The 18,297-nt window shown below is 47.4% G+C and carries 17 protein-coding genes; 13 read left to right on the forward strand and 4 right to left on the reverse strand.

All coding sequences use genetic code 11. From position 1 onward, the window contains the following. Positions 1-21 precede the first annotated feature (21 nt). From EJP77_RS00345 to EJP77_RS00360, 4 genes are all read left to right on the forward strand, one after another. Positions 22-1,437, forward strand: coding sequence for a radical SAM protein (locus EJP77_RS00345; protein WP_127197214.1), 1,416 nt, complete (start codon positions 22-24; stop codon positions 1,435-1,437). Further along, complete coding sequence (locus EJP77_RS00350; protein ID WP_127197215.1) at positions 1,434-1,814, forward strand: hypothetical protein; 381 nt, start codon at positions 1,434-1,436, stop codon at positions 1,812-1,814. Before EJP77_RS00345 ends, EJP77_RS00350 begins: the two co-directional genes overlap by 4 nt. Before the next feature lie 184 nt (positions 1,815-1,998). After that, positions 1,999-5,847 (forward strand): PAS domain S-box protein, encoded by a 3,849-nt coding sequence (locus EJP77_RS00355; RefSeq protein WP_246021689.1) that lies wholly within the window; start codon positions 1,999-2,001, stop codon positions 5,845-5,847. Between the two features lie 249 nt (positions 5,848-6,096). After that, positions 6,097-6,939, forward strand: coding sequence for a hypothetical protein (locus EJP77_RS00360; protein WP_127197217.1), 843 nt, complete (start codon positions 6,097-6,099; stop codon positions 6,937-6,939). A 48-nt stretch (positions 6,940-6,987) separates the two neighbouring features. On the opposite strand, the gene EJP77_RS00365 is transcribed toward EJP77_RS00360, so the two are convergent. Then, the gene (locus EJP77_RS00365) at positions 6,988-7,203 is read right to left on the reverse strand and encodes a hypothetical protein (protein ID WP_246021580.1); all 216 of its coding nucleotides are present in this window, start codon (positions 7,201-7,203) and stop codon (positions 6,988-6,990) included. A 236-nt stretch (positions 7,204-7,439) separates the two neighbouring features. Here EJP77_RS00365 and EJP77_RS00370 point away from each other — a divergent pair, with 236 nt between their 5' ends. Continuing rightward, positions 7,440-7,985, forward strand: coding sequence for a DUF1697 domain-containing protein (locus tag EJP77_RS00370; RefSeq protein WP_342772966.1), 546 nt, complete (start codon positions 7,440-7,442; stop codon positions 7,983-7,985). Between the two features lie 104 nt (positions 7,986-8,089). Here EJP77_RS00370 and trhO read toward each other — a convergent pair whose 3' ends face one another. Together trhO and EJP77_RS00380 are read right to left on the reverse strand one after the other, a co-directional pair. After that, positions 8,090-8,983 carry an oxygen-dependent tRNA uridine(34) hydroxylase TrhO gene (gene trhO / locus EJP77_RS00375; protein WP_425464223.1) on the reverse strand — a complete coding sequence of 298 codons (894 nt, stop codon included), beginning with the start codon at positions 8,981-8,983 and terminating at the stop codon, positions 8,090-8,092. Between the two features lie 157 nt (positions 8,984-9,140). Further along, positions 9,141-9,707 carry a D-glycero-alpha-D-manno-heptose-1,7-bisphosphate 7-phosphatase gene (locus tag EJP77_RS00380; RefSeq protein WP_127198236.1) on the reverse strand — a complete coding sequence of 189 codons (567 nt, stop codon included), beginning with the start codon at positions 9,705-9,707 and terminating at the stop codon, positions 9,141-9,143. Between the two features lie 165 nt (positions 9,708-9,872). Between EJP77_RS00380 and ku the strand changes: the two genes are divergently transcribed. The 6 genes from ku (at position 9,873) to EJP77_RS00410 (ending at position 14,888) form a co-directional block, all read left to right on the forward strand. After that, positions 9,873-10,826 (forward strand): non-homologous end joining protein Ku, encoded by a 954-nt coding sequence (ku, locus tag EJP77_RS00385; protein WP_127197219.1) that lies wholly within the window; start codon positions 9,873-9,875, stop codon positions 10,824-10,826. 3 nt (positions 10,827-10,829) lie between these two features. Beyond that, positions 10,830-11,735 carry an ATP-dependent DNA ligase gene (locus EJP77_RS00390; RefSeq protein WP_127197220.1) on the forward strand — a complete coding sequence of 302 codons (906 nt, stop codon included), beginning with the start codon at positions 10,830-10,832 and terminating at the stop codon, positions 11,733-11,735. Further along, complete coding sequence (ligD, locus tag EJP77_RS00395; protein ID WP_127197221.1) at positions 11,732-12,616, forward strand: non-homologous end-joining DNA ligase; 885 nt, start codon at positions 11,732-11,734, stop codon at positions 12,614-12,616. Before EJP77_RS00390 ends, ligD begins: the two co-directional genes overlap by 4 nt. 49 nt (positions 12,617-12,665) lie before the next feature. Then, entirely contained in the window at positions 12,666-12,893 is a 228-nt protein-coding gene (locus tag EJP77_RS00400) for a DUF2188 domain-containing protein (protein ID WP_127197222.1), read from the forward strand. A gap of 35 nt (positions 12,894-12,928) precedes the next feature. Further along, entirely contained in the window at positions 12,929-13,645 is a 717-nt protein-coding gene (locus tag EJP77_RS00405; RefSeq protein WP_185897075.1) for a class I SAM-dependent methyltransferase, read from the forward strand. 148 nt (positions 13,646-13,793) lie between these two features. Next, on the forward strand, positions 13,794-14,888 hold the full coding sequence (locus tag EJP77_RS00410) for a DNA alkylation repair protein (protein ID WP_127197224.1): 1,095 nt from the start codon (positions 13,794-13,796) through the stop codon (positions 14,886-14,888). On the opposite strand, the gene EJP77_RS00415 is transcribed toward EJP77_RS00410, so the two are convergent. Continuing rightward, positions 14,863-15,918, reverse strand: coding sequence for an alpha/beta fold hydrolase (locus EJP77_RS00415; RefSeq protein WP_127197225.1), 1,056 nt, complete (start codon positions 15,916-15,918; stop codon positions 14,863-14,865). The genes EJP77_RS00410 and EJP77_RS00415 overlap by 26 nt on opposite strands. Before the next feature lie 85 nt (positions 15,919-16,003). Between EJP77_RS00415 and EJP77_RS00420 the strand changes: the two genes are divergently transcribed. Then, a complete protein-coding gene (locus tag EJP77_RS00420) occupies positions 16,004-16,600 on the forward strand; it encodes a TetR/AcrR family transcriptional regulator (RefSeq protein WP_127197226.1) in 597 nt (198 codons plus the stop codon). A 70-nt stretch (positions 16,601-16,670) separates the two neighbouring features. Continuing rightward, a complete protein-coding gene (locus EJP77_RS00425) occupies positions 16,671-18,083 on the forward strand; it encodes an NAD-dependent malic enzyme (RefSeq protein WP_127197227.1) in 1,413 nt (470 codons plus the stop codon). Positions 18,084-18,297: the final 214 nt, after the last annotated feature.

Genomic DNA, 18,297 nt, shown 5'->3' on the forward strand with positions numbered 1-18,297 from the left:
ATAAGGGGAGTACAAATCGGTATGACAACCAAAAACAGACCGTATCTATTCTATGAATTGACGAACAGCATCTGTTCCAAGTGCATGAAGAAAGTAGAAGCCAAAGTTATCATTGAGAATGACCGTGTATACCTGTCTAAATACTGTTTCGAGCATGGAAGGGAGAAAGTACTGATCTCCACCGATGTGGAATACTATAAGCGCTGCCGTGAATTCATCAAACCTTCGGAGATGCCGCTTCTCTGGAACACGCCGATCAAGTATGGATGTCCATACGACTGCGGACTCTGCCCGGATCATGAGCAGCACAGCTGTCTGACCATTGTCGAGATTATTGATCAGTGCAACCTGAAATGTCCTATCTGTTACGCCGATTCCTCGCCGGAGAAGAAGTTATGGCGTTCCCTGGAAGAAGTGGAACGAATGCTGGATGCCGTCGTGCGCAATGAGGGGGAACCGGACATTGTCCAGATCAGTGGGGGAGAGCCGACCATACATCCTCAATTCTTCGATATTTTGAGGGCGGCCAAGGCGAGGCCCATTCAGCATTTGATGATCAACACGAATGGAATCCGGATAGCCCAGGACCGTGAATTTGTGAAGCAGCTGGCGGAGTTCACCCCGGGTCTGGAAATCTATCTGCAATTCGACAGCTTTGAGAAATCCACCTTACAGGAGCTTCGGGGAGCAGACCTCAGGCAGATCCGGAGCAAGGCCATCGAGCACTTGAATGAATTCAACATCTCGACGACATTGGTGGTCACGTTGAAGAAAGGCCTGAACGATCACGAAATTGGCGAGATCATCCAGTATGGCTTGAAGCAGCGAGCAGTCAGAGGGGTGACCTTCCAGCCGATTCAAGCGGCGGGTCGGTTGGAAGACTTTGATCCAGCCACCGACCGTCTTACTTTAAGTGAAGTTAGGCAGCAGATCATTGACCAGTCCGATCTGTTCCAGGCGGAGGATATGATCCCGGTTCCATGTCATCCAGACTGCTTGGCAATGGGATATGCACTCAAATTGGACGATCAGGTGATTCCGTTAACCCGAATGATGGACCCTGAAATTCTACTAGAGGGTGGACGCAATACAATTGTGTTTGAACAGGATGAGAACATCAAGAACCGAATATTTGAACTATTCTCCACAAGTCATTCCCCGGAATCCTCAGCCCTTTCATTAAAGAGCCTGCTGTGCTGTCTTCCGCTTGTTCAGGTTCCTGAGACGATTAATTATGATAATGTATTCCGGGTAATCATTATGCAGTTCCTTGATCCGTATCATTTCGATGTCCGTTCAGTAAAGAAATCCTGTGTTCATATCGTCCATCCGGATGGGAGAATCATTCCATTTGATACCTATAACATGTTCTATCGCGGGGATCTGGAAGATCGGTTGAACGACATGAAGGCAGAACTGGAAGGAGCCAGGCCATGAAAGATGACCTTGATAGGGACAAATTAACAGAGGATTCTTCGCTTGACAATTCGCATGATCCGCAGTCCGCTCAGCCCGGAGAATACCAGAACAATCCGAACCGCAATGAACTTCACTACCTTTACGAGAAGCAGCAGCATGGTAAAGAAGTCTTGAAGGGTGTTCTGCTGTTAGCTCTCCTGCATGTAATTTGGGTGGTATTTCCACTTGCCTTTTTCGGGATTGGAGTGGCTCAGCTGCTCTATCTCATCCCTGCCATAGTTATAGCGTTGGTCAAGAAAAGGACAGGAATTGCCCAAGGGCTTATCCTCGGAGGAGTAATTACCTTTCTGCTGAATGCCGCCTGTTTTGGACTTCTGTCCATGTCCGCGTTCTAGGTGTTCTTACAACTAAAAAAGATGGGTCCCGATGCTTCATCGGGGCCCTTTTTAGGATATATATACTTGTTAAGTATTATCAAGAATTTCATTTGAGAATATCGTATACTTAAGTTATCAACTTAGAATTGTCTTATAAATGTATAAGGAGGCCTATGTAGTGACGGTATCCTCAACTACTCAAATGGCAATATTCAGGCAATTGTATACACGTTCGCCCATAGGTATAGCCGTTGTGTCACCGGATGGAAATCGATTTTTGATGGTAAATCCTGCGCTTTGTAAAATATTTGGGTATGAGGAACAGGAACTTTTGATGTTGGGGCCAGGTGAACTGGAGGATCCGAATAACAAGGATACAAGTTCCCCTTTTTCAATAATGGACAAGCTCACTCTTCAGAGGAATCAAGATGGAGTAACTCTTGTAGGGCGTTATGTGCATAAATCGGGCAATACATTAACACTTAAACTGGTTGTTGAGCCGGTAATCGAGGACTCTTCAGACTGCCCCGAATGTATGATTATACAGTTTGCGGAGATCCCTGCCGAGCCTTTCATTGATAGCAGGCTGGACCTCAATCTTGATCTCTACAATTTGATTACCAAGAATACACCGGATCTTATAACGGTGAGCACTCCGGATGGATATATTACGTATGTCTCACCTTCCTGTATTTCCGTGCTGGGCTATGAGCAAAGTGAAATGATCGGTATTCATCGTACGCTGTTCTATCACCCTCATGATGCCGAAGAGATGGTGCGCGATAATACCCTATATTCAGATAAAGATGTGTACAGAAGACGGGTCCGGCATAAGGATGGTCACTACCTATGGATAGAAACTTCGTTCCAGATTATTAGGGATGACTTGAACAATATCGAGAAGGTCCTGGCCATCGGCCGGAATATTACGGATAGAGTGAATTTCGAGAAAATGCTCGCTGAAGCTCAAAGTATAGCAAATATGGGAACCTTCGACTGGGATATTCCTAATAATAAGGTCACCTTTTCAGAGGAAATGAGAAAGATCTTTAGTTATCGTGTAAAGCCTGTAGATACGATGGCGCCTATGTCAGAAATTATCCACCCTGAGGATCTGGAGAGGATCAGGGAGATGTATGAGAGCACGATATCCAAAGGCATCGATGGGGAAGCTGAGTACCGTATGATCAGACCTGATGGTAGCATCAGAACGCTGTTCTCCAGGTGGAGAATGGAAGTGGACCCGGTAAGCGGACAAGCTATTCAGATGTTGGGAACCGTTCAGGATATAACGGAACGCAAGGAGACCATCGATAAGTTAAGAGAGAGTGAACGACACTTCAGATTAATCTCGGAAAGTTCCCAGGATTTTATCTCCAGACATGCTGCCGATGATGAGGCCACGTTTCTCTATGCGTCTCCAGTCTGCCGCGCCATCTTAGGATACGAGCCTTCCGAGATGGTCGGACTTCCGGGATTAACCTTCATTCATGAAGAAGACAGGGAGACGGTTAAATATTACCTGGAAATGAACCAGCTGGGACTCGGTCCAGAGACCGTTGTGTTCCGCTTTATTCGTAAAGATGGCTCGTACGTATGGTTTGAGACCACTTCCATCTTTGCCTTTGATGAAGCCAGACAGGTTGAGGAGATCATTGCAGTCTCCCGCGATATTACTGAGCGCAGACTGATTGAGCAGCGACTGCAGGAAAGTCAGAGCCGATATAAGTCACTCTTTGAATATAACCCAGCCGGTATATTTGCGATTGACCTAGAGGGTAGATTACTTTCTATTAATACCGGCATGGAGGCACTGATTGGGTATTCTCGTGAAGAAGTGAGGGGTGAACTGCTGCTGCCTTTCTTCGATATTCAGGACCAGGAAGAGGTCAAGCTGAGTACCCAAAATGTATTTCGCGGGAATACGAAATCTTATGAGACCCGGATACTCTCGAGGGGAGAACAGCTGGTTGATATCAGCCTTACCCTGCTGCCCATCGTTGTGAATCATCAAATTGTGGGAGCATACGGAATTGCAAGTGATATCAGTTCCCGCAAGCAGTCCGAAAGATTGCTGAAAGAGAGTGAAAGCCGTTACAAGTCCTTATTTGAATACAATCCGGCTGCCGTCTATTCAATGAATCTGGAAGGCGACTATTTAACTGCGAACGAGAACCTGGAACTCTTGACGGGTTATTCTCTGGAAGATCTGATAGGCAAATACTTTGGTCCACTTGTCCCTGAAGCCTTTACCAGCAAGACACTCCATCACTTCGCTTTAGCTGCCAAGGGATTTCCTCAGAATTACGAGATTTCGATCCAACATAAGCAAGGCCATTTGGTGGATATCTCGGTAGCTAATATTCCAATTATTATCGATGATGAGATTGTAGGCGTATACGGTATATCCAGTGATATTACGGACCGCAATGACTACATCAAGCAGATTGAGAAGCTGAGCAATGAATATACCCTGATTCTGAGTTCGGTATCTGAGGGGATATTCGGCGTCGATAATGAGGGTAAGACTACCTTTATTAATCCGGCCGCTGCCGCGATGCTTGGTCTGGACAGCAAAGATATCATCGGTCAGTTTCACCTGGACTGGATCCAGCAGACCCGTGGAGACGGAACCTACTATGCTCCGGGAGAGACTCCGATCTACAAGGCAGTTAAGGAAGGACGCTGGTATCAGAGCAAGGAGGATATCTTCTGGAAGAAGGATGGAACCAGCTTTCTGGTTGAGTACCGGATCAGTCCCCTTGTCGATAAGGGAGAGCGCAAAGGTGCAGTTATTGTATTTAGGGATGTGACCGATGAGAAGGAGATCATCCGGGCCAAGGAATCCGCTGAGCAAGCGGATCGTGCCAAATCCGAGTTCCTCGCTATTATGAGTCATGAATTACGTACGCCAATGAATGGAATTATCGGTATGACTGGCCTGCTTGCCACTACGGAGTTGGATGAGGAGCAGCAGGAGTATACAAATATCATTGTTCAGAGCAGTAATTCACTGCTGCATATTCTGAATGAGATTCTGGATTTCAGCAAAATCGAGGCCGGTAAAATGGTGCTCAGCCACGATCCATTCTGTCCTGTACAGGTGATCAAGAGCGTGGTGGAGCTGTTCGAACCCCGTGCTGAGGAGAAACAAGTTAAGCTCATATATGAGATTGATGCTTCCGTCCCAAGTCCTATCATGGGTGATGAGCTGCGGTTGCGCCAGGTGCTGATTAATCTGGTCAGCAACGCGGTGAAATTCACGGATCAAGGGATGATTAAGCTATCCGTATCTGCCAAGCAGCTAAGAAGCTCGCCAGAGTCGCTGGTTCTCGAATTCATAGTTCAGGATACCGGAATAGGGATACCCCTGGATCTGCAGAGCCAGCTCTTCCAGTCATTCTCTCAGCTTCACCCTTCAATCAACCGGAAATATGGAGGAACAGGACTAGGACTTGCCATCAGCAAAAAACTGGTGGAGCTCATGGGGGGAACGATTGGCATGGATAGTGAGCCCGGACAGGGATCTACGTTCAGGTTCACTCTTTTATCAAGCCAGTATAAGGATACCTCTGTGTCTAGTGAGCTTGTTGAGAAGATTGAGCTCGTTGTACCAGACTACGAAAGTAATCGATCTGTAGATGAGCCTGAGGAGCAAAGATCTCTTCGTATTCTAATTGCCGAGGATCATCCGGTGAATCAGAAGCTTCTCCATACAATTCTGGCTCGAAGAGGATTTGAGGCGGATATTGCGTCTAATGGGAAAGAGGCGGTGGAGGCTGTTCTAAAGGGGAATTACGACCTTGTCTTCATGGATATACAGATGCCGATTATGGATGGTCTTGAAGCGACTTATTCCATTCGCAAGCATCCAGAGCATGCTCTTAAGCCCATCATCGTGGCGGTTACAGCCTTTGCGAAGAATGAGGATAGAGAAAGCTGTCTGGCCAGCGGAATGCAGGATTTCGTTGCCAAGCCGATCTATCTAGCTGAAGTCGATCGAATCTTGAAAGACTGGTTACCTTATGCTGCCGGGCATGTCCATGAATAATCTTCTTAAGACATCTGTTTATAGGAAAGAGCAGTGCAGCAGCGCTGCTTTTTTCTATACTTCTACTTGGTTTGCTGTCCAGATTTGGGCACGGGCGTGGTTGTATTTCCCTGCACCAGGCAATGCTAGGCTTATGGGAACTACGGATGTTCTTTTAAAGGTGAAATGTGTAGAATAGGAATCAGATAGAAGGATTATGTTCGGACAAATCCAGGGACTAGACCCCATGTATTAAGGAGGGAGCAGGCGATGAGATTCTACTTCAGCACAGCAGCAATTATACTGACCCTATCTGCGGTGATCGGATGTACCCATGAGGGAAGCCCTCCTATAGCTGAGGCGGACGAGCTGCAGATTCCAGCTCATGAACAACATGCTGTGAACAAGACCGCCAGTCAAGGAAGCAGCCATTTGGATAAAGAATTCTATGACATTCGAGAGGTAAGCCAGGTTCAGATTCAGGATCATACGCAGATCAGCTGGCAGGAAGAGGGTGTCTCATTGACTGCCCTGGCGGTCCAGAATGATCAGTTAGGGGCTTCTACGCAAGTCAGCTCCATAAGTATTACTCAAGACAATATCGATCATCCCATTGAATTTGAAGTAGCACCCGCTTCTATCTCTTCCGTCTCGTTGTCAGCAGATCACCAGTATCTGGCACTGCACCTTAAATACAATGAAGGACATCGTCTGGTTATTATCAATATGACGGCGGGTAATTATTATACGCTCAATGACTATCTAAGCAGGAATGGCAGAGGATCCGTGGACACCATCCATTCGTATCAATGGGCGCCTAAAGGAAATCATTTGGCTCTGGCCTATGGGGATGAGACCCGCAGCAGTGTGGCGATCTACCAGCCTGACAAAAAAATGCTGCTCGATATTCCAACTTCTGTGCTTTATGAGGATACACCCGTAATTGTGTGGCATAAGCGAGGTAAGGGATTTGACTTTGTGAGTGCCAAAGACAATGATATCTATGTGCTTAACAGATATATCCGGGGGAAAAGCCTGGTAAGCCAGGTGAAAGTGATTGAAAGAGATGAGGTAGCTGATCTGCGGTCTATAAGTCCAACGTATGCCAAATAGATAGTGTAAGAGGCGTCTGAACCTGCGATCAGATGCCTCTTTTGATGTTTAGGAGTTGGTGGACAAGTAGATCGCTGCCGCTGCAAAGCTTACTGCAGCTGCCGTAATATAAATCCAGGATAGCTTACCCCAATTCACTTTTGTCCGGTTGTCATATTCCGGGTTGCTTACCTTGTTGGCTTTGGAATGGCCAATTACAAGTGTACTGACACCGCCAATCACGGCGACCAAAATGATCAGAATATACGGAATAACTTCCATCATGCTTTACCCCCATATGCCTCATTGTCTTGTGCTGATATATAGATTAGATATATACCTTATATACATTACTCCTATTATAATCTGCAAGTTAATTTACTAAATTGTAAGATAAGAATAAGCTTGAAGGTAACCTGCACGGGTTACCAGATTGCTAGTTATATTATGGTAATATGTTGACTAAAGGAAGAAGAAGTTAGCTTTAAATATGATACAGGATATTGAATGGAGGTTACATAATGATCTACATTGCTTTGCTGCGGGGGATCAATGTCGGCGGAAGGAACAAAATTAAAATGGCTGACCTGAGAGCGGTTTTGGAGAACCGAGGTCTGAAGCAGGTGAAGACCTATATTCAAAGCGGAAACGTTCTCTTCGAATCCGATAAGGAAGAATCCACACTTGTGCCGGAGATTGAGGAAGAGATCCATACCTCCTTCGGAATCGAGCTCAAAGTCATGCTGCGCAGTTCGGAGGAATTCAAGGATCTTGTGACGAACTCGCCGTTCGCTGGACGTGAGCTAAGCGATGGAGAGAGTCTATATGTATCACTTCTTGGAGAACCCCTGACGGGCGATCAGGTACAAAAGCTTGAACAATGTGAGCAGGCAGACGATGAGTTCGCTGTAATAGGGAGAGATGTATACTTTCTGTTTCGACAAAGTATCCTGGACTCCAAGCTGGGAGATGCGCTTAATAAATTGAAGATTCCTTCTACTTCACGCAACTGGAATACAATGAATAAGCTGAATGCATTGGCTCAAGAAATGCAGCTGCAGGGTTAAGTCCGATGTCGCATTTGCAATCAATCGCTTGAGCCTCGTATTCGAACATGCAAAAGGGGCGGCCCCGGGTAAATTCAACCCAGGACCGCCCCTTGCTTTATCATTTAAACAACCATTTCAGCTTTCTCTCTGCATGCATCGGAGCAGTAGTGTTCATGCTTCTCTTCGCATTCTGGGCAGCTGATATGCTGAAGGTTGCAGACCGGACAGTTAACATAGTGGTCATTGGCCGTTTCGCAATGGAAGCACTTCCCGACCACAACATCCTCATCCGTATGATTGATGGGAATGGAGATCCGTTCGTCGAAGACGTAACATTTCCCGTCGAACAGGCGGCCTTGAACTTCAGGATCTTTGCTGTAAGTGACAATACCGCCTTCTAATTGGGCGACATCCTTGAACCCTTCTGTAAGGAGGTACCCCGACAGCTTCTCACAGCGGATTCCGCCTGTACAGTAGGTTAGGATAGTCTTGTCCTTGTACTCACTCAAGTTCTCCTTAATCCATTCAGGGAATTCACGGAATGAATCTACTTCAGGTCGGATCGCCCCCCTAAAGTGACCGATATCATACTCGTAATCCGTTCTACCATCGATAACAATGACATCGTCACGCTCAAGAGTATCATGCCACTCCTTGGGTGAAAGTCTCTTCCCGCTGATCTTGTTCGGATCCAGCTCCCTGTCGTCAACCCGGAAGGTAACAAGCTCCTGCTTATAACGGACAAAAAGCTTCTTGAAGGCGTGCCCTTCAGACTCATCAATTTTGAAGACGATGTCTTCAAACAAAGGATTTGCCCGCAGATCTGCCATATACTTCTCGGTCTGCTCCACGGTTCCGGACAAAGTACCATTGATGCCTTCTTTTGCAATAAGAATACGTCCCTTAATGCCTAGTTCCTTACAATATTGAAGGTGCTCAGCAGTAAAAGCTTCTGGATCTTCTATATTTACAAATTTATAAAATAATAGAATCTGGTATGGACTGGACAATGCTATCACCCTAACTTATTAGAAAATTAATAACCTATTCTATGAAGTTCACCCATGGCTTCACGGGGTTCATTCATATTTCTATGAAGTTCACCCCCAACTTCCGGGGTTCATTCATATTATTAAAGGCAAATTTAAATTTTATACCCATTTTGGGGATTCGTCAATTTAGGATCTCTGGTTCCTCATCCAATATCCACTGAACAGCCTTCCACAAAGAAGGAAACTCATGATCAGCCTTCTCGGTGTATGCAGTGTGACTTTCACCGCGTTCCGCCTTGCTGCGGATCCGAATGGTCCTTGTTCCAGCTGACCTTCCCGCCTTTATATCCGTATCCATGTCCCCGATTGTATAACTATGCTTAAGGTCAACCTGATGCTTGGCAGCAAGGTCCAGAATCATTCCGGGTCTGGGCTTTCGGCAGGAACATCCGGCTCGTGGCTTATGAGGACAATAAGCGATATCGTCAAGATAAGCCCCGGCGTGACTTAGACGCTGCAGCAGCTCAATATGGATTTCAAGCAGAGTTTCAAGCCTCATATAACCCAGCCCGATACCTCCCTGGTTCGTCACGATGAATACCTTATAGTTAGCTTCACCCAGCAATCTAATTGCCTTGGCCGCATTGGGCAGAAGATGAAGATCCTCAGGATGGTTCACATAGCGTACCCGGTGGCTGTGTACTTCATTAATTACTCCGTCTCTATCCAGAAATACGGCTCTTTCCACGCCTGTTCCCTCCCGTCCTTTACGATATCTCACAACTAACCTTCTATCCATTACCCACCTAAGCTATGGCATGGCCTAAGTCTTTCCTGATTAACAGGGGATTCCTTGAGGTTATATACGAAGTAATCATACCCGAACGGGGAATCGCCAAAGGGAGGGCTAATTATGCAAACCGTATGGAAAGGTGCAGTGAGCTTCGGTCTCGTCAATGTTCCGGTCAAAATGTTCTCGGCAACCCATGACAACGACATTCCGATGAAAATGCTGCATAAAGAATTTAATGTTCCCATTCAATATCACCGGACATGTCCCAAATGTGAAGAGAACGTTAGCTGGAATGAAATTGTGAAAGGGTACGAGTACGAACCGGGGCATTTTGTCACTTTCGAGAAAAAAGAGCTGGAGAAGCTCGCTTCTGAGACTTCACGTGAAATCCGGATCCTGGACTTTGTCGATCTGTCCGAAATTGATCCGATCTACTATCAGAAGACCTACTATCTTGCTCCTGAGGAGAGTGGGGAGCATGCCTATAATCTCTTGGTGGAGGCCCTTCTTGATACGAAGAAGATCGGGATCGCCAATGTCAGTATCCGTTCGAAGAGCAGTCTGGCCGCAATTCGGATCGTTGATGGAGTCCTGTCGATGTCAACCATGTATTACGCCGAGGAGATTCGTCCGAAGGAGCAAATCCCGAATTTGCCGAAGCAGACTAAAGTGGATGAGCGTGAGCTGGAAATGGCCCGAATGCTGATTGACCAGCTTGCAGCTTCTTTTGAACCAGAGAAATACGAAGACGAGTATCGGGAGCGACTGATGGATGCCATTGAGGATAAGGTGGAAGGCAAGGAAGTGAAGTACGCTCCGGAAGAGAAGAAGACCAATGTCATTGATCTGATGGATGCGCTGAAAGCAAGTCTCAAGCAGAGTAAAGATGCGACCGGTGCCAAGCAAGGGGAATCGGGTAAATCCGAGATTAAAGCGGCAAGCAAGCCGGCAGCCAAGCGAACATCCAAACCCAAAGCTAAATCATCTACGCGCAGCTCAACTTCCAAGTCTGCCAAAGCGACATCCGCTTCCAAGACAGCGGCCAAGCCGCGCCGTAGAAAGACGGGATCTTAAGAGATGCGTCCCTTTACCCCCATGTCACCCATTCTTACAGAGGAGCTCCCCACTGGCGAGGAATGGGTCTATCAGCTAAAGTGGGACGGATTCCGAATCCTTGCCTGGGTGCATGAAGGAGAAGTCGAATTGTACTCCAAAAAGATGCTGCTGAGGAACAAAAGCTATCCCGACTTGGTGCAGGCCCTGTCCCGGTATCATGGCACATTTCTGCTTGATGGGGAAGCGGTTATCCTGGACGGAGCTACAGGCAAGCCCAGCTTTCAGCTTATGCAGCAGAGGGACAAGCTATCGGACGCTTCACTTATAAGAAGGGCGGCAGAACGGAACCCCGTGCAGTATATCCTATTTGATCTGCTGCAGCTTGGAGACCAGAACCTGCGCACACTAACCTATGAAGAGAGAAGAGCCCACCTGCAGGAGCTTACAACAGGGTGGGAACCACCCCTATACCTTGCTGATGAATTTGAGGATGGCGAGCTGCTGTGGAATTGGATTGTTCAGCAGGGCTGGGAAGGCCTGGTGTGCAAGAAACGGTCGAGTAAGTACAAGGAAGGCAAGGAGCATCAGGATTGGTTCAAGCGGAAGACCCTTCTTCATTTTGATGTGGAGATCGTTGGTGTGATCTGGAAGGAAGGAAGGGTGTCCAGTCTGGTTATGAGAAAAGATGGACATTATTTCGGCCGAGTCTCCTCCGGCCTTAATGAGCGGGTGAAGCTTAGACTGAGCTCTCTGCATACCGGAGCAGGTCAGGAGGATTATTTCGCTGAACTCCCTGAGGGGATTAGAAATGCGGATGTCCGATGGCTTGATCTTCCGCTGGAAGCCAGAGTAAGCGGCAGAGAGACCACAACACTTGGGCTGCTTCGTCATCCCAAATTGATTGACTTAGGAGGAATTCCATTATGACACGAGAGAATTCAAGTATTCTCGAAGTGGAAGGACACGAGCTGGAGATTTCTCATCCAGATAAGATGCTCTGGCCTGAGCTTGGAATTCACAAAGCGATGTATTTGCAGAAGCTGATTATGCTGGCTCCCTATCTGCTTCCTTACTGCAGGAACCGGTATTTAACCACGATTAGATATCCGAACGGGGTAGGCGGCAAGTTCTTTTACCAGAAAAATGCCCCGCAGCCTCTTCCGGACTTTGTTCATACCGCCCATAGTGGTGGCGTGGACTATATCAATCTGGATTCACTCGCTACCTTATTATGGCTTGGCAATCTGGCTGCGCTTGAATTCCATCCTTCCTTTGAGTATATAGGAGGAGAAGAGCCAGCCGAATGGGTGCTCGATATTGATCCAAGTGAAGAGCTTATGCCAAGGGTCATGGAAGCGGTAGCTCTAATTGGTGAGGCGCTCGATTCCATGGGGATTCAGTCTGTTCCTAAGACCAGCGGGGCGACAGGGGTGCAGATTATTATTCCGGTGAAGAAGGGCTATACCTTTGGCCAGCTGCGCAAGGTTGGACAATTCCTCGCCAAATTTCTAACCGAGAAGTATCCTGATCTGTTCACCATTGAACGGATGATCAAGGAACGACGGAATAAGATTTATATTGATTATGTACAGCACGCTGCAGGCAAAAGTCTATCGGCGCCTTATACGCCAAGAGCCCGGGAGCATGCGACCGTCTCGACACCCTTATTATGGGACGAGGTTCGGAACGGCGTGGATCCGAAGGACTTTAATCTGCTGACCATTGAGGCGCGTCTGAACGAACTCGGTGATCTGATTGCACAGACACCGAAGCAGTCGCTGGACGATGTGCTTGCATTTGTGAAATAAGACGACTAATCGGGTAATAAAGACTAATTATGAAGAGGGAGTGAAGATCATGTCGAAAATCAATGAGTTCATTCATACAACACCGAATCCGGAAGGTGGCTGGGATAATCAGCAGGATGGGGAGAAAATAAGCCATCATAAAACCAAGGCGGAGGCCGAAGAAAGAGGCCGTGAGGAAGCGAAGAAGGAAGAAACAGAACACAAGATTCACAATTTGGATGGCAAAATTTCTGAATCCAACAGCTACGGGAATGATCCGTTTCCGCCTCGGGGCTAAAGCCAAGCAAGAATATTATGAGTAGGAGTGAACATATGGAACAGGCTAATTTCGAAGAAGCCCGCAAGGCGGAAGAACAGTATCACAGTAAGTTGTATAGTGAGAAAGAGATTCTGGAGCCGGGAACTTGGATGTCTGAACCCATTCCGGTAGTTATGGAGCTTCAGGAGCGGCTTCTGCAGCTCAAGAAGGATCTGGTCATTATGGATCTTGGCAGCGGAGCTGGCCGAAATACGATTCCTTTGGCCCTTAGATTAAAGGGATCGGACAGCAAAGTGATAGGGATTGATCTGCTGGATGAGGCGGTGGACAAGCTCCGGGAGAATGCGGCCGAGTATGGTGTGAACGCAATCGTTGAAGCGCAGAAAGGCGATGCGGAGCATACGAATTTCGGTAGTGATGAATATGACTATATCATAGCCTGCGGCTGTCTGGAGCATGTCTCCTCCGAGGAAGCGTTCGTGCAAGTCCTGGAGCGAATGAAGCAGGGGACCCGGCTCGGCGGGATTCACTGTATTGCAATGAATACCAATGTTCAAGAGGTTGAAATGGATTCAGGCAAGGAAGTTAAGACCCTAATTGAACTTAACTTATCATCGACCAGAGCTATAGAAATTCTAGAGCAGGTCTATCAGGATTGGAATGTGCTGGACCAGAAAACAGTTCTTCAATCTATCGAAGAAGAGAAGTATGAAGTGCCTACGGAGTTTCGGGCGCAGTCTCTTACTTTCGCTGTTCAGCGGATCAAGTAGAATATAATCAGCTTACAGGAGATCCATGAAGCCAGTTAATAGCTTGTGGGTCTCCTTTTTGCGTGATCGTGATAGATAGGATTTCGCCCGGATAGACACTTCAGGCCGTTTCAGGTATTATCAGTGCAAAGACAGGGGGCGGTGCCTAATGGAGGCAATGAAGGATAAGTATTCAAGAGCATTTTTTGAACAATTTGTACCGATTGTGAAAGGAGCTTATTCCGCGTTCGACGAACACAATTTCCTGAATCTCATCTATGACGATGCCTGGGAGGGACGGGAGCTTAAGCAAAGAATCCGGCATGTTGCGGTCACCTTGACGCGTACACTTCCTCATAACTACGAGGAGGCTATTGATATTCTTACCGGGATTGCACCGCAGTGCAGGGGATTTGAATATTTATTTTTCCCGGATTTCGTTGAATTGAATGGGCTGGAGCATTATGATACATCCGTCCGGGCCCTGGAGCAATTCACAGTATATTCGAGCGCGGAGTTTGCGGTTCGGCCTTTCATTATTCAGGACCCAGGGCGGATGATGCAGCAAATGAGACAATGGGCCACCCATGAGAATGAGCACGTTCGCAGGCTGGCAACCGAAGGATGCAGACCCCGATTGCCTTGGGGAATCAGCTTGGCTCTGTTCAAGCAGGATCCTCATCCTATTCTGCCGATCCTCAATGCATTGAAAGAAGATTCTTCCGAATATGTCCGCAAAAGTGTAGCGAATAACCTCAATGATATATCCAGGGATCATCCGCGACTTGTCCTTGATATTGCCGAAGAGTGGTATGGGCACAATCCGCTTACAGACTGGATTGTAAGACACGGCCTGCGGTCTATGATCAAGAAAGGAGACCCTGAGGCGCTTGCCCTGTTCGGTCTAGGGGACTGTACGAGCCTGAATGTACAGGCTCTTAATGTGATGGATGAGAGAGTTGCAGTAGGTGATGACCTTCACTTTTCTTTTGAAATTGTGAACCAGTCGGACGAGCCCAGAAAAGTCCGTATTGAGTATGAAATCGGCTATATGAGAAGCAATGGGAAGTTATCCCCCAAGCGTTTCAAGCTTTCCGAGAAGATGTACAACACAGGACTCACCACTACTATGAAAAAGCACTCGTTCAAGCCGATAACCACCCGTAAGTACTACTCAGGAGAGCATCGATTGGCTATTATCGTGAATGGACAAGAGATGGCTTCTGTTCCGTTCGAACTTAACTTTCCTCAGGGGTCTCTTTAACCAAATCCTTAATGACTTTAACGACGAGTCCCGGTTCATCATGAATGATATAATGACCGCTTTTCTTCGCAACAATCAACCGGCTGTCAGTGGATAACTTCAGCATTTCCCTTTGACCTTCCTGCCAAATCTCTTCAATGCGCTGACCGGCTTCTTTGGAGAGACCGGCCTGAGCATTCTCCTTTGGAACGAGTCCCCTAGCGACCACTCTTATTGGAAGGGCGCCCAGGTTGTGACCGCGAACCATGTCTGCCAGCATCGGTACAGATTGTCCTTCTTCTTCAACAGCGTCGAAGTATTTGGGCTGGGCGATCACATTGATGAATGCAGGCCGATCACTCTTCTGGACTAGTCCATCCAAGAGAACGTCCTGCAAAATCCGCATAACGCCAGATTGCTTCAATAGCTTGGATACAAAGGCAGAGGGAGTGGGCTTCTGAAAATGTTCCCGTTCCAGGATTGGAGCTGTCTTAAGATCATCATCTTCAGGTTTTGCGTCGATAAGTACAAGTCCGGCGACCTCATTCCTATAGGTCTGGGCGAACAGTCTGGAGTACATCCCTCCCAGCGAATGACCGACAAGGATATAAGGACCTTGAATACCTTCGTTCTTCAGCGCTGTATGGAGTTCCCGAACGATATTGGGTCCGGTTCTTGGTGTGGTTGCCTTCTCACTCCAGGCAAATCCTCCACGGTCATAGGTGACCACTGTAGCCGTGTCAGCGAGCTCCTTCGGAATGTCCTTCCAGGATAGGCTGGTCTCTCCTGACGCAGCTTCAAGAAGAATGGTTGGAGAGCCGCTGCCGATTTTGTTGATATGAAGCTTGTATCCTCCCGCATCTACCAACTTACCTGGTGGAGGATAATCCGACTCCGCTTGTCTTGAAGCATACCATTCATACCCAAAGCCGGAGCTGATCAGCAGAAGCAGAGCTGAGAACAGAATAAGGAAAGCTCTACCCGGGCGGAATCTTCGGGCAAATTTTCTGTGGATGGAAGGTGCTTCGGCATGACTCAAATGATTCGACATAAATAAGCCATCTCCTTTATAGTACATTGTATTAAAAAGAATATAACACGTTGTATTAAATAAAACAAAAACTTATAATGGACCTATGCCAAAAATCGTAGATCATGATAAGCAAAGACAGCGGGTTGCCGAAGCGGCAATTCGGGTTATTCGTAAGTCTGGATTTGAACAAGCGAGCGTTCGCAATATTGCACAGGAAGCAGGATTGTCTGCAGGGTCCATGAGACACTATTTCTCCACTCAGGCCGAGCTCTTTGCGTTCTGCATGAATATTTTTCGTGAGCGGATTGAGAAGCGTATTGAGCGGATGACCTTTAGAGGACCCATTTTACAGGAATTGAAGCATCTTATCCTGCAGTTCCTGCCCCTCGATGAGGAGAGAACGATGGAAATGGAGGTATGGTTGTCTTTTAACGCAAAAGCATTAATTCACCCCGAGCTTCGGGTTCTAAGCAATGAAATGCATAATGCCTTGTACCGGGCATCCAAATTCGTCATTGAGACTTTAGTAGAACGAAGGCTGGGAAGCCCTGGTCTTGAGCCTGAGATCGAGACGGAGAAGCTGTATGCCCTGATTGACGGACTAGCCATTCACCAGATCATGCAGCCAGGCAGGCTGGATGTGGAACGGATCGAATTCATGATTGATGACCATCTAAATATGCTCTGCAGATCCTTGTGAGTTTCGGGAGAAGAGGATATCATAAGTGTGAAGCGCTTTCATATCAAGGATAGGGAAGGGGGCAGAATTTATGGCTTTTAACAGTATCATTCTGCGATTGGAACTCAACCACACGCTTGTAACTTTCGGTCAGGTAGCCTCAGCGGTAAGTGATGCAGGTGGAGACATTGTATCCATCGATGTAATCAGACCGGGTTCTGACAACTCAGTTCGGGATATTACGGTTCAGGTGGCGGATGAACGGGAGAAGCTGGTCGTGGATTCGCTTCGGGCAATGCCGGGCATCCACATCATCAACGTGTCTGACCGTACATTTCTGGCCCATCTTGGCGGGAAAATCTCGATTCAGCCCAGTATGCCCATTCGTAACCGGGACGATCTCTCCCGGGTCTATACACCGGGCGTAGCCCGTGTCTCTATGGCCATACATGAGAATATAGATAAGGCCTATTCGCTTACGATCAAAAGAAATACTGTAGCTGTAGTGACAGACGGTACCGCAGTCCTTGGACTTGGAGACATTGGCCCTCACGCGGCAGCTCCGGTAATGGAAGGCAAGGCTATGCTGTTCAAGCAGCTTGCGGAGGTGGATGCCTTCCCGATCTGTCTGGATACGAAGGATACGGAAGAAATTATACGGACGATTAAGGCGATCAGCCCGATCTTTGGAGGCATTAATCTGGAAGATATCAGTTCTCCCCGCTGCTTCGAGATTGAAGATCGGCTGGCTGGAGAACTGGATATTCCGATTTTTCACGATGATCAGCATGGGACAGCTATCGTGGTTGTCGCTGGCCTCATTAACGCGCTTAAGGTGACCGGCAAATCAATGGAGAATATCCGGGTCGTGGTTAATGGCATTGGAGCAGCCGGGGTATCGATCTGCAAAATGCTGTTGGCCTCAGGAGTTCAGCATCTCACTCCTGTCGATAGGGAGGGGGCTATTATCCGCGGCGGCACTTATACCCACCCGATGTGGCAGTGGCTGGCGTCGCAGCCGCAATTAGAGGACAAGCCAGGGAGTCTTCATGAAGTAATTGCTGGAGCCGACGTATTCATCGGCGTATCCAGGGGCAATGTCCTTGGAGCCGAAGACGTCCAGCTTATGGCACCAGACCGGATTGTCTTCGCCATGGCGAATCCCGAGCCGGAGATTGACCCGGAGGTGGCGCTTCCGCTCGTGAATGTATTTGCTACCGGGCGAAGTGATTACCCGAATCAGATTAACAATGTACTCGTCTTCCCGGGACTGTTCCGCGGCGTTCTGGACTGCCGGGCTAAAGTCATTAATGAACAGATCAAGCTTGCGGCAGCTCATGCGATTGCAGCTGTAGTCTCCTCTTCCGAGCTCAATGAGCAGTATATTATACCCAGTATATTCAATGAGAAGGTTGTCAAAAACGTCCGCCGGGCTGTCATCGAGGCGGCCATGCGCACAGGTGTGGCGAGAAGAATACCGCCCGACATGAGATCCCTTGATTAAAATATGGTCAGAATTCAGCGCTTTCCAGTCATCAATTAACTGAATGAATTTGTCGAACCCGCTCTGAGGAGAGCGGGTTTCTTTGTGTACGACGGACTAACTTATAGCAAGGTAACTTTCTGGATCAGGAGAGAGAGAAATATTTTTCATAAAATATGTTAGTAACATATTGATAATATCAAAAGTTCGTGTTATTATTTTGTTATTAACAAAT

The organism is Paenibacillus zeisoli (genome assembly GCF_003994465.1).
Classification (GTDB): Bacteria; Bacillota; Bacilli; order Paenibacillales; family Paenibacillaceae; genus Fontibacillus; species Fontibacillus zeisoli.

Coding starts and splice junctions, on each gene's coding strand:
- EJP77_RS00360 (WP_127197217.1), top strand. CDS start 6,097: ATGAGATTCTACTTCAGCACAGCAGCAATTATACTGACCCTATCTGCG.
- EJP77_RS00415 (WP_127197225.1), bottom strand. CDS start 15,918: ATGTCGAATCATTTGAGTCATGCCGAAGCACCTTCCATCCACAGAAAA.
- EJP77_RS00355 (WP_246021689.1), top strand. CDS start 1,999: ATGGCAATATTCAGGCAATTGTATACACGTTCGCCCATAGGTATAGCC.
- EJP77_RS00350 (WP_127197215.1), top strand. CDS start 1,434: ATGAAAGATGACCTTGATAGGGACAAATTAACAGAGGATTCTTCGCTT.
- ligD (WP_127197221.1), top strand. CDS start 11,732: ATGACACGAGAGAATTCAAGTATTCTCGAAGTGGAAGGACACGAGCTG.
- EJP77_RS00365 (WP_246021580.1), bottom strand. CDS start 7,203: ATGATGGAAGTTATTCCGTATATTCTGATCATTTTGGTCGCCGTGATT.
- EJP77_RS00400 (WP_127197222.1), top strand. CDS start 12,666: ATGTCGAAAATCAATGAGTTCATTCATACAACACCGAATCCGGAAGGT.
- EJP77_RS00420 (WP_127197226.1), top strand. CDS start 16,004: ATGCCAAAAATCGTAGATCATGATAAGCAAAGACAGCGGGTTGCCGAA.
- EJP77_RS00425 (WP_127197227.1), top strand. CDS start 16,671: ATGGCTTTTAACAGTATCATTCTGCGATTGGAACTCAACCACACGCTT.
- EJP77_RS00410 (WP_127197224.1), top strand. CDS start 13,794: ATGGAGGCAATGAAGGATAAGTATTCAAGAGCATTTTTTGAACAATTT.
- ku (WP_127197219.1), top strand. CDS start 9,873: ATGCAAACCGTATGGAAAGGTGCAGTGAGCTTCGGTCTCGTCAATGTT.
- EJP77_RS00405 (WP_185897075.1), top strand. CDS start 12,929: ATGGAACAGGCTAATTTCGAAGAAGCCCGCAAGGCGGAAGAACAGTAT.
- EJP77_RS00370 (WP_342772966.1), top strand. CDS start 7,440: ATGATCTACATTGCTTTGCTGCGGGGGATCAATGTCGGCGGAAGGAAC.
- EJP77_RS00390 (WP_127197220.1), top strand. CDS start 10,830: ATGCGTCCCTTTACCCCCATGTCACCCATTCTTACAGAGGAGCTCCCC.
- EJP77_RS00345 (WP_127197214.1), top strand. CDS start 22: ATGACAACCAAAAACAGACCGTATCTATTCTATGAATTGACGAACAGC.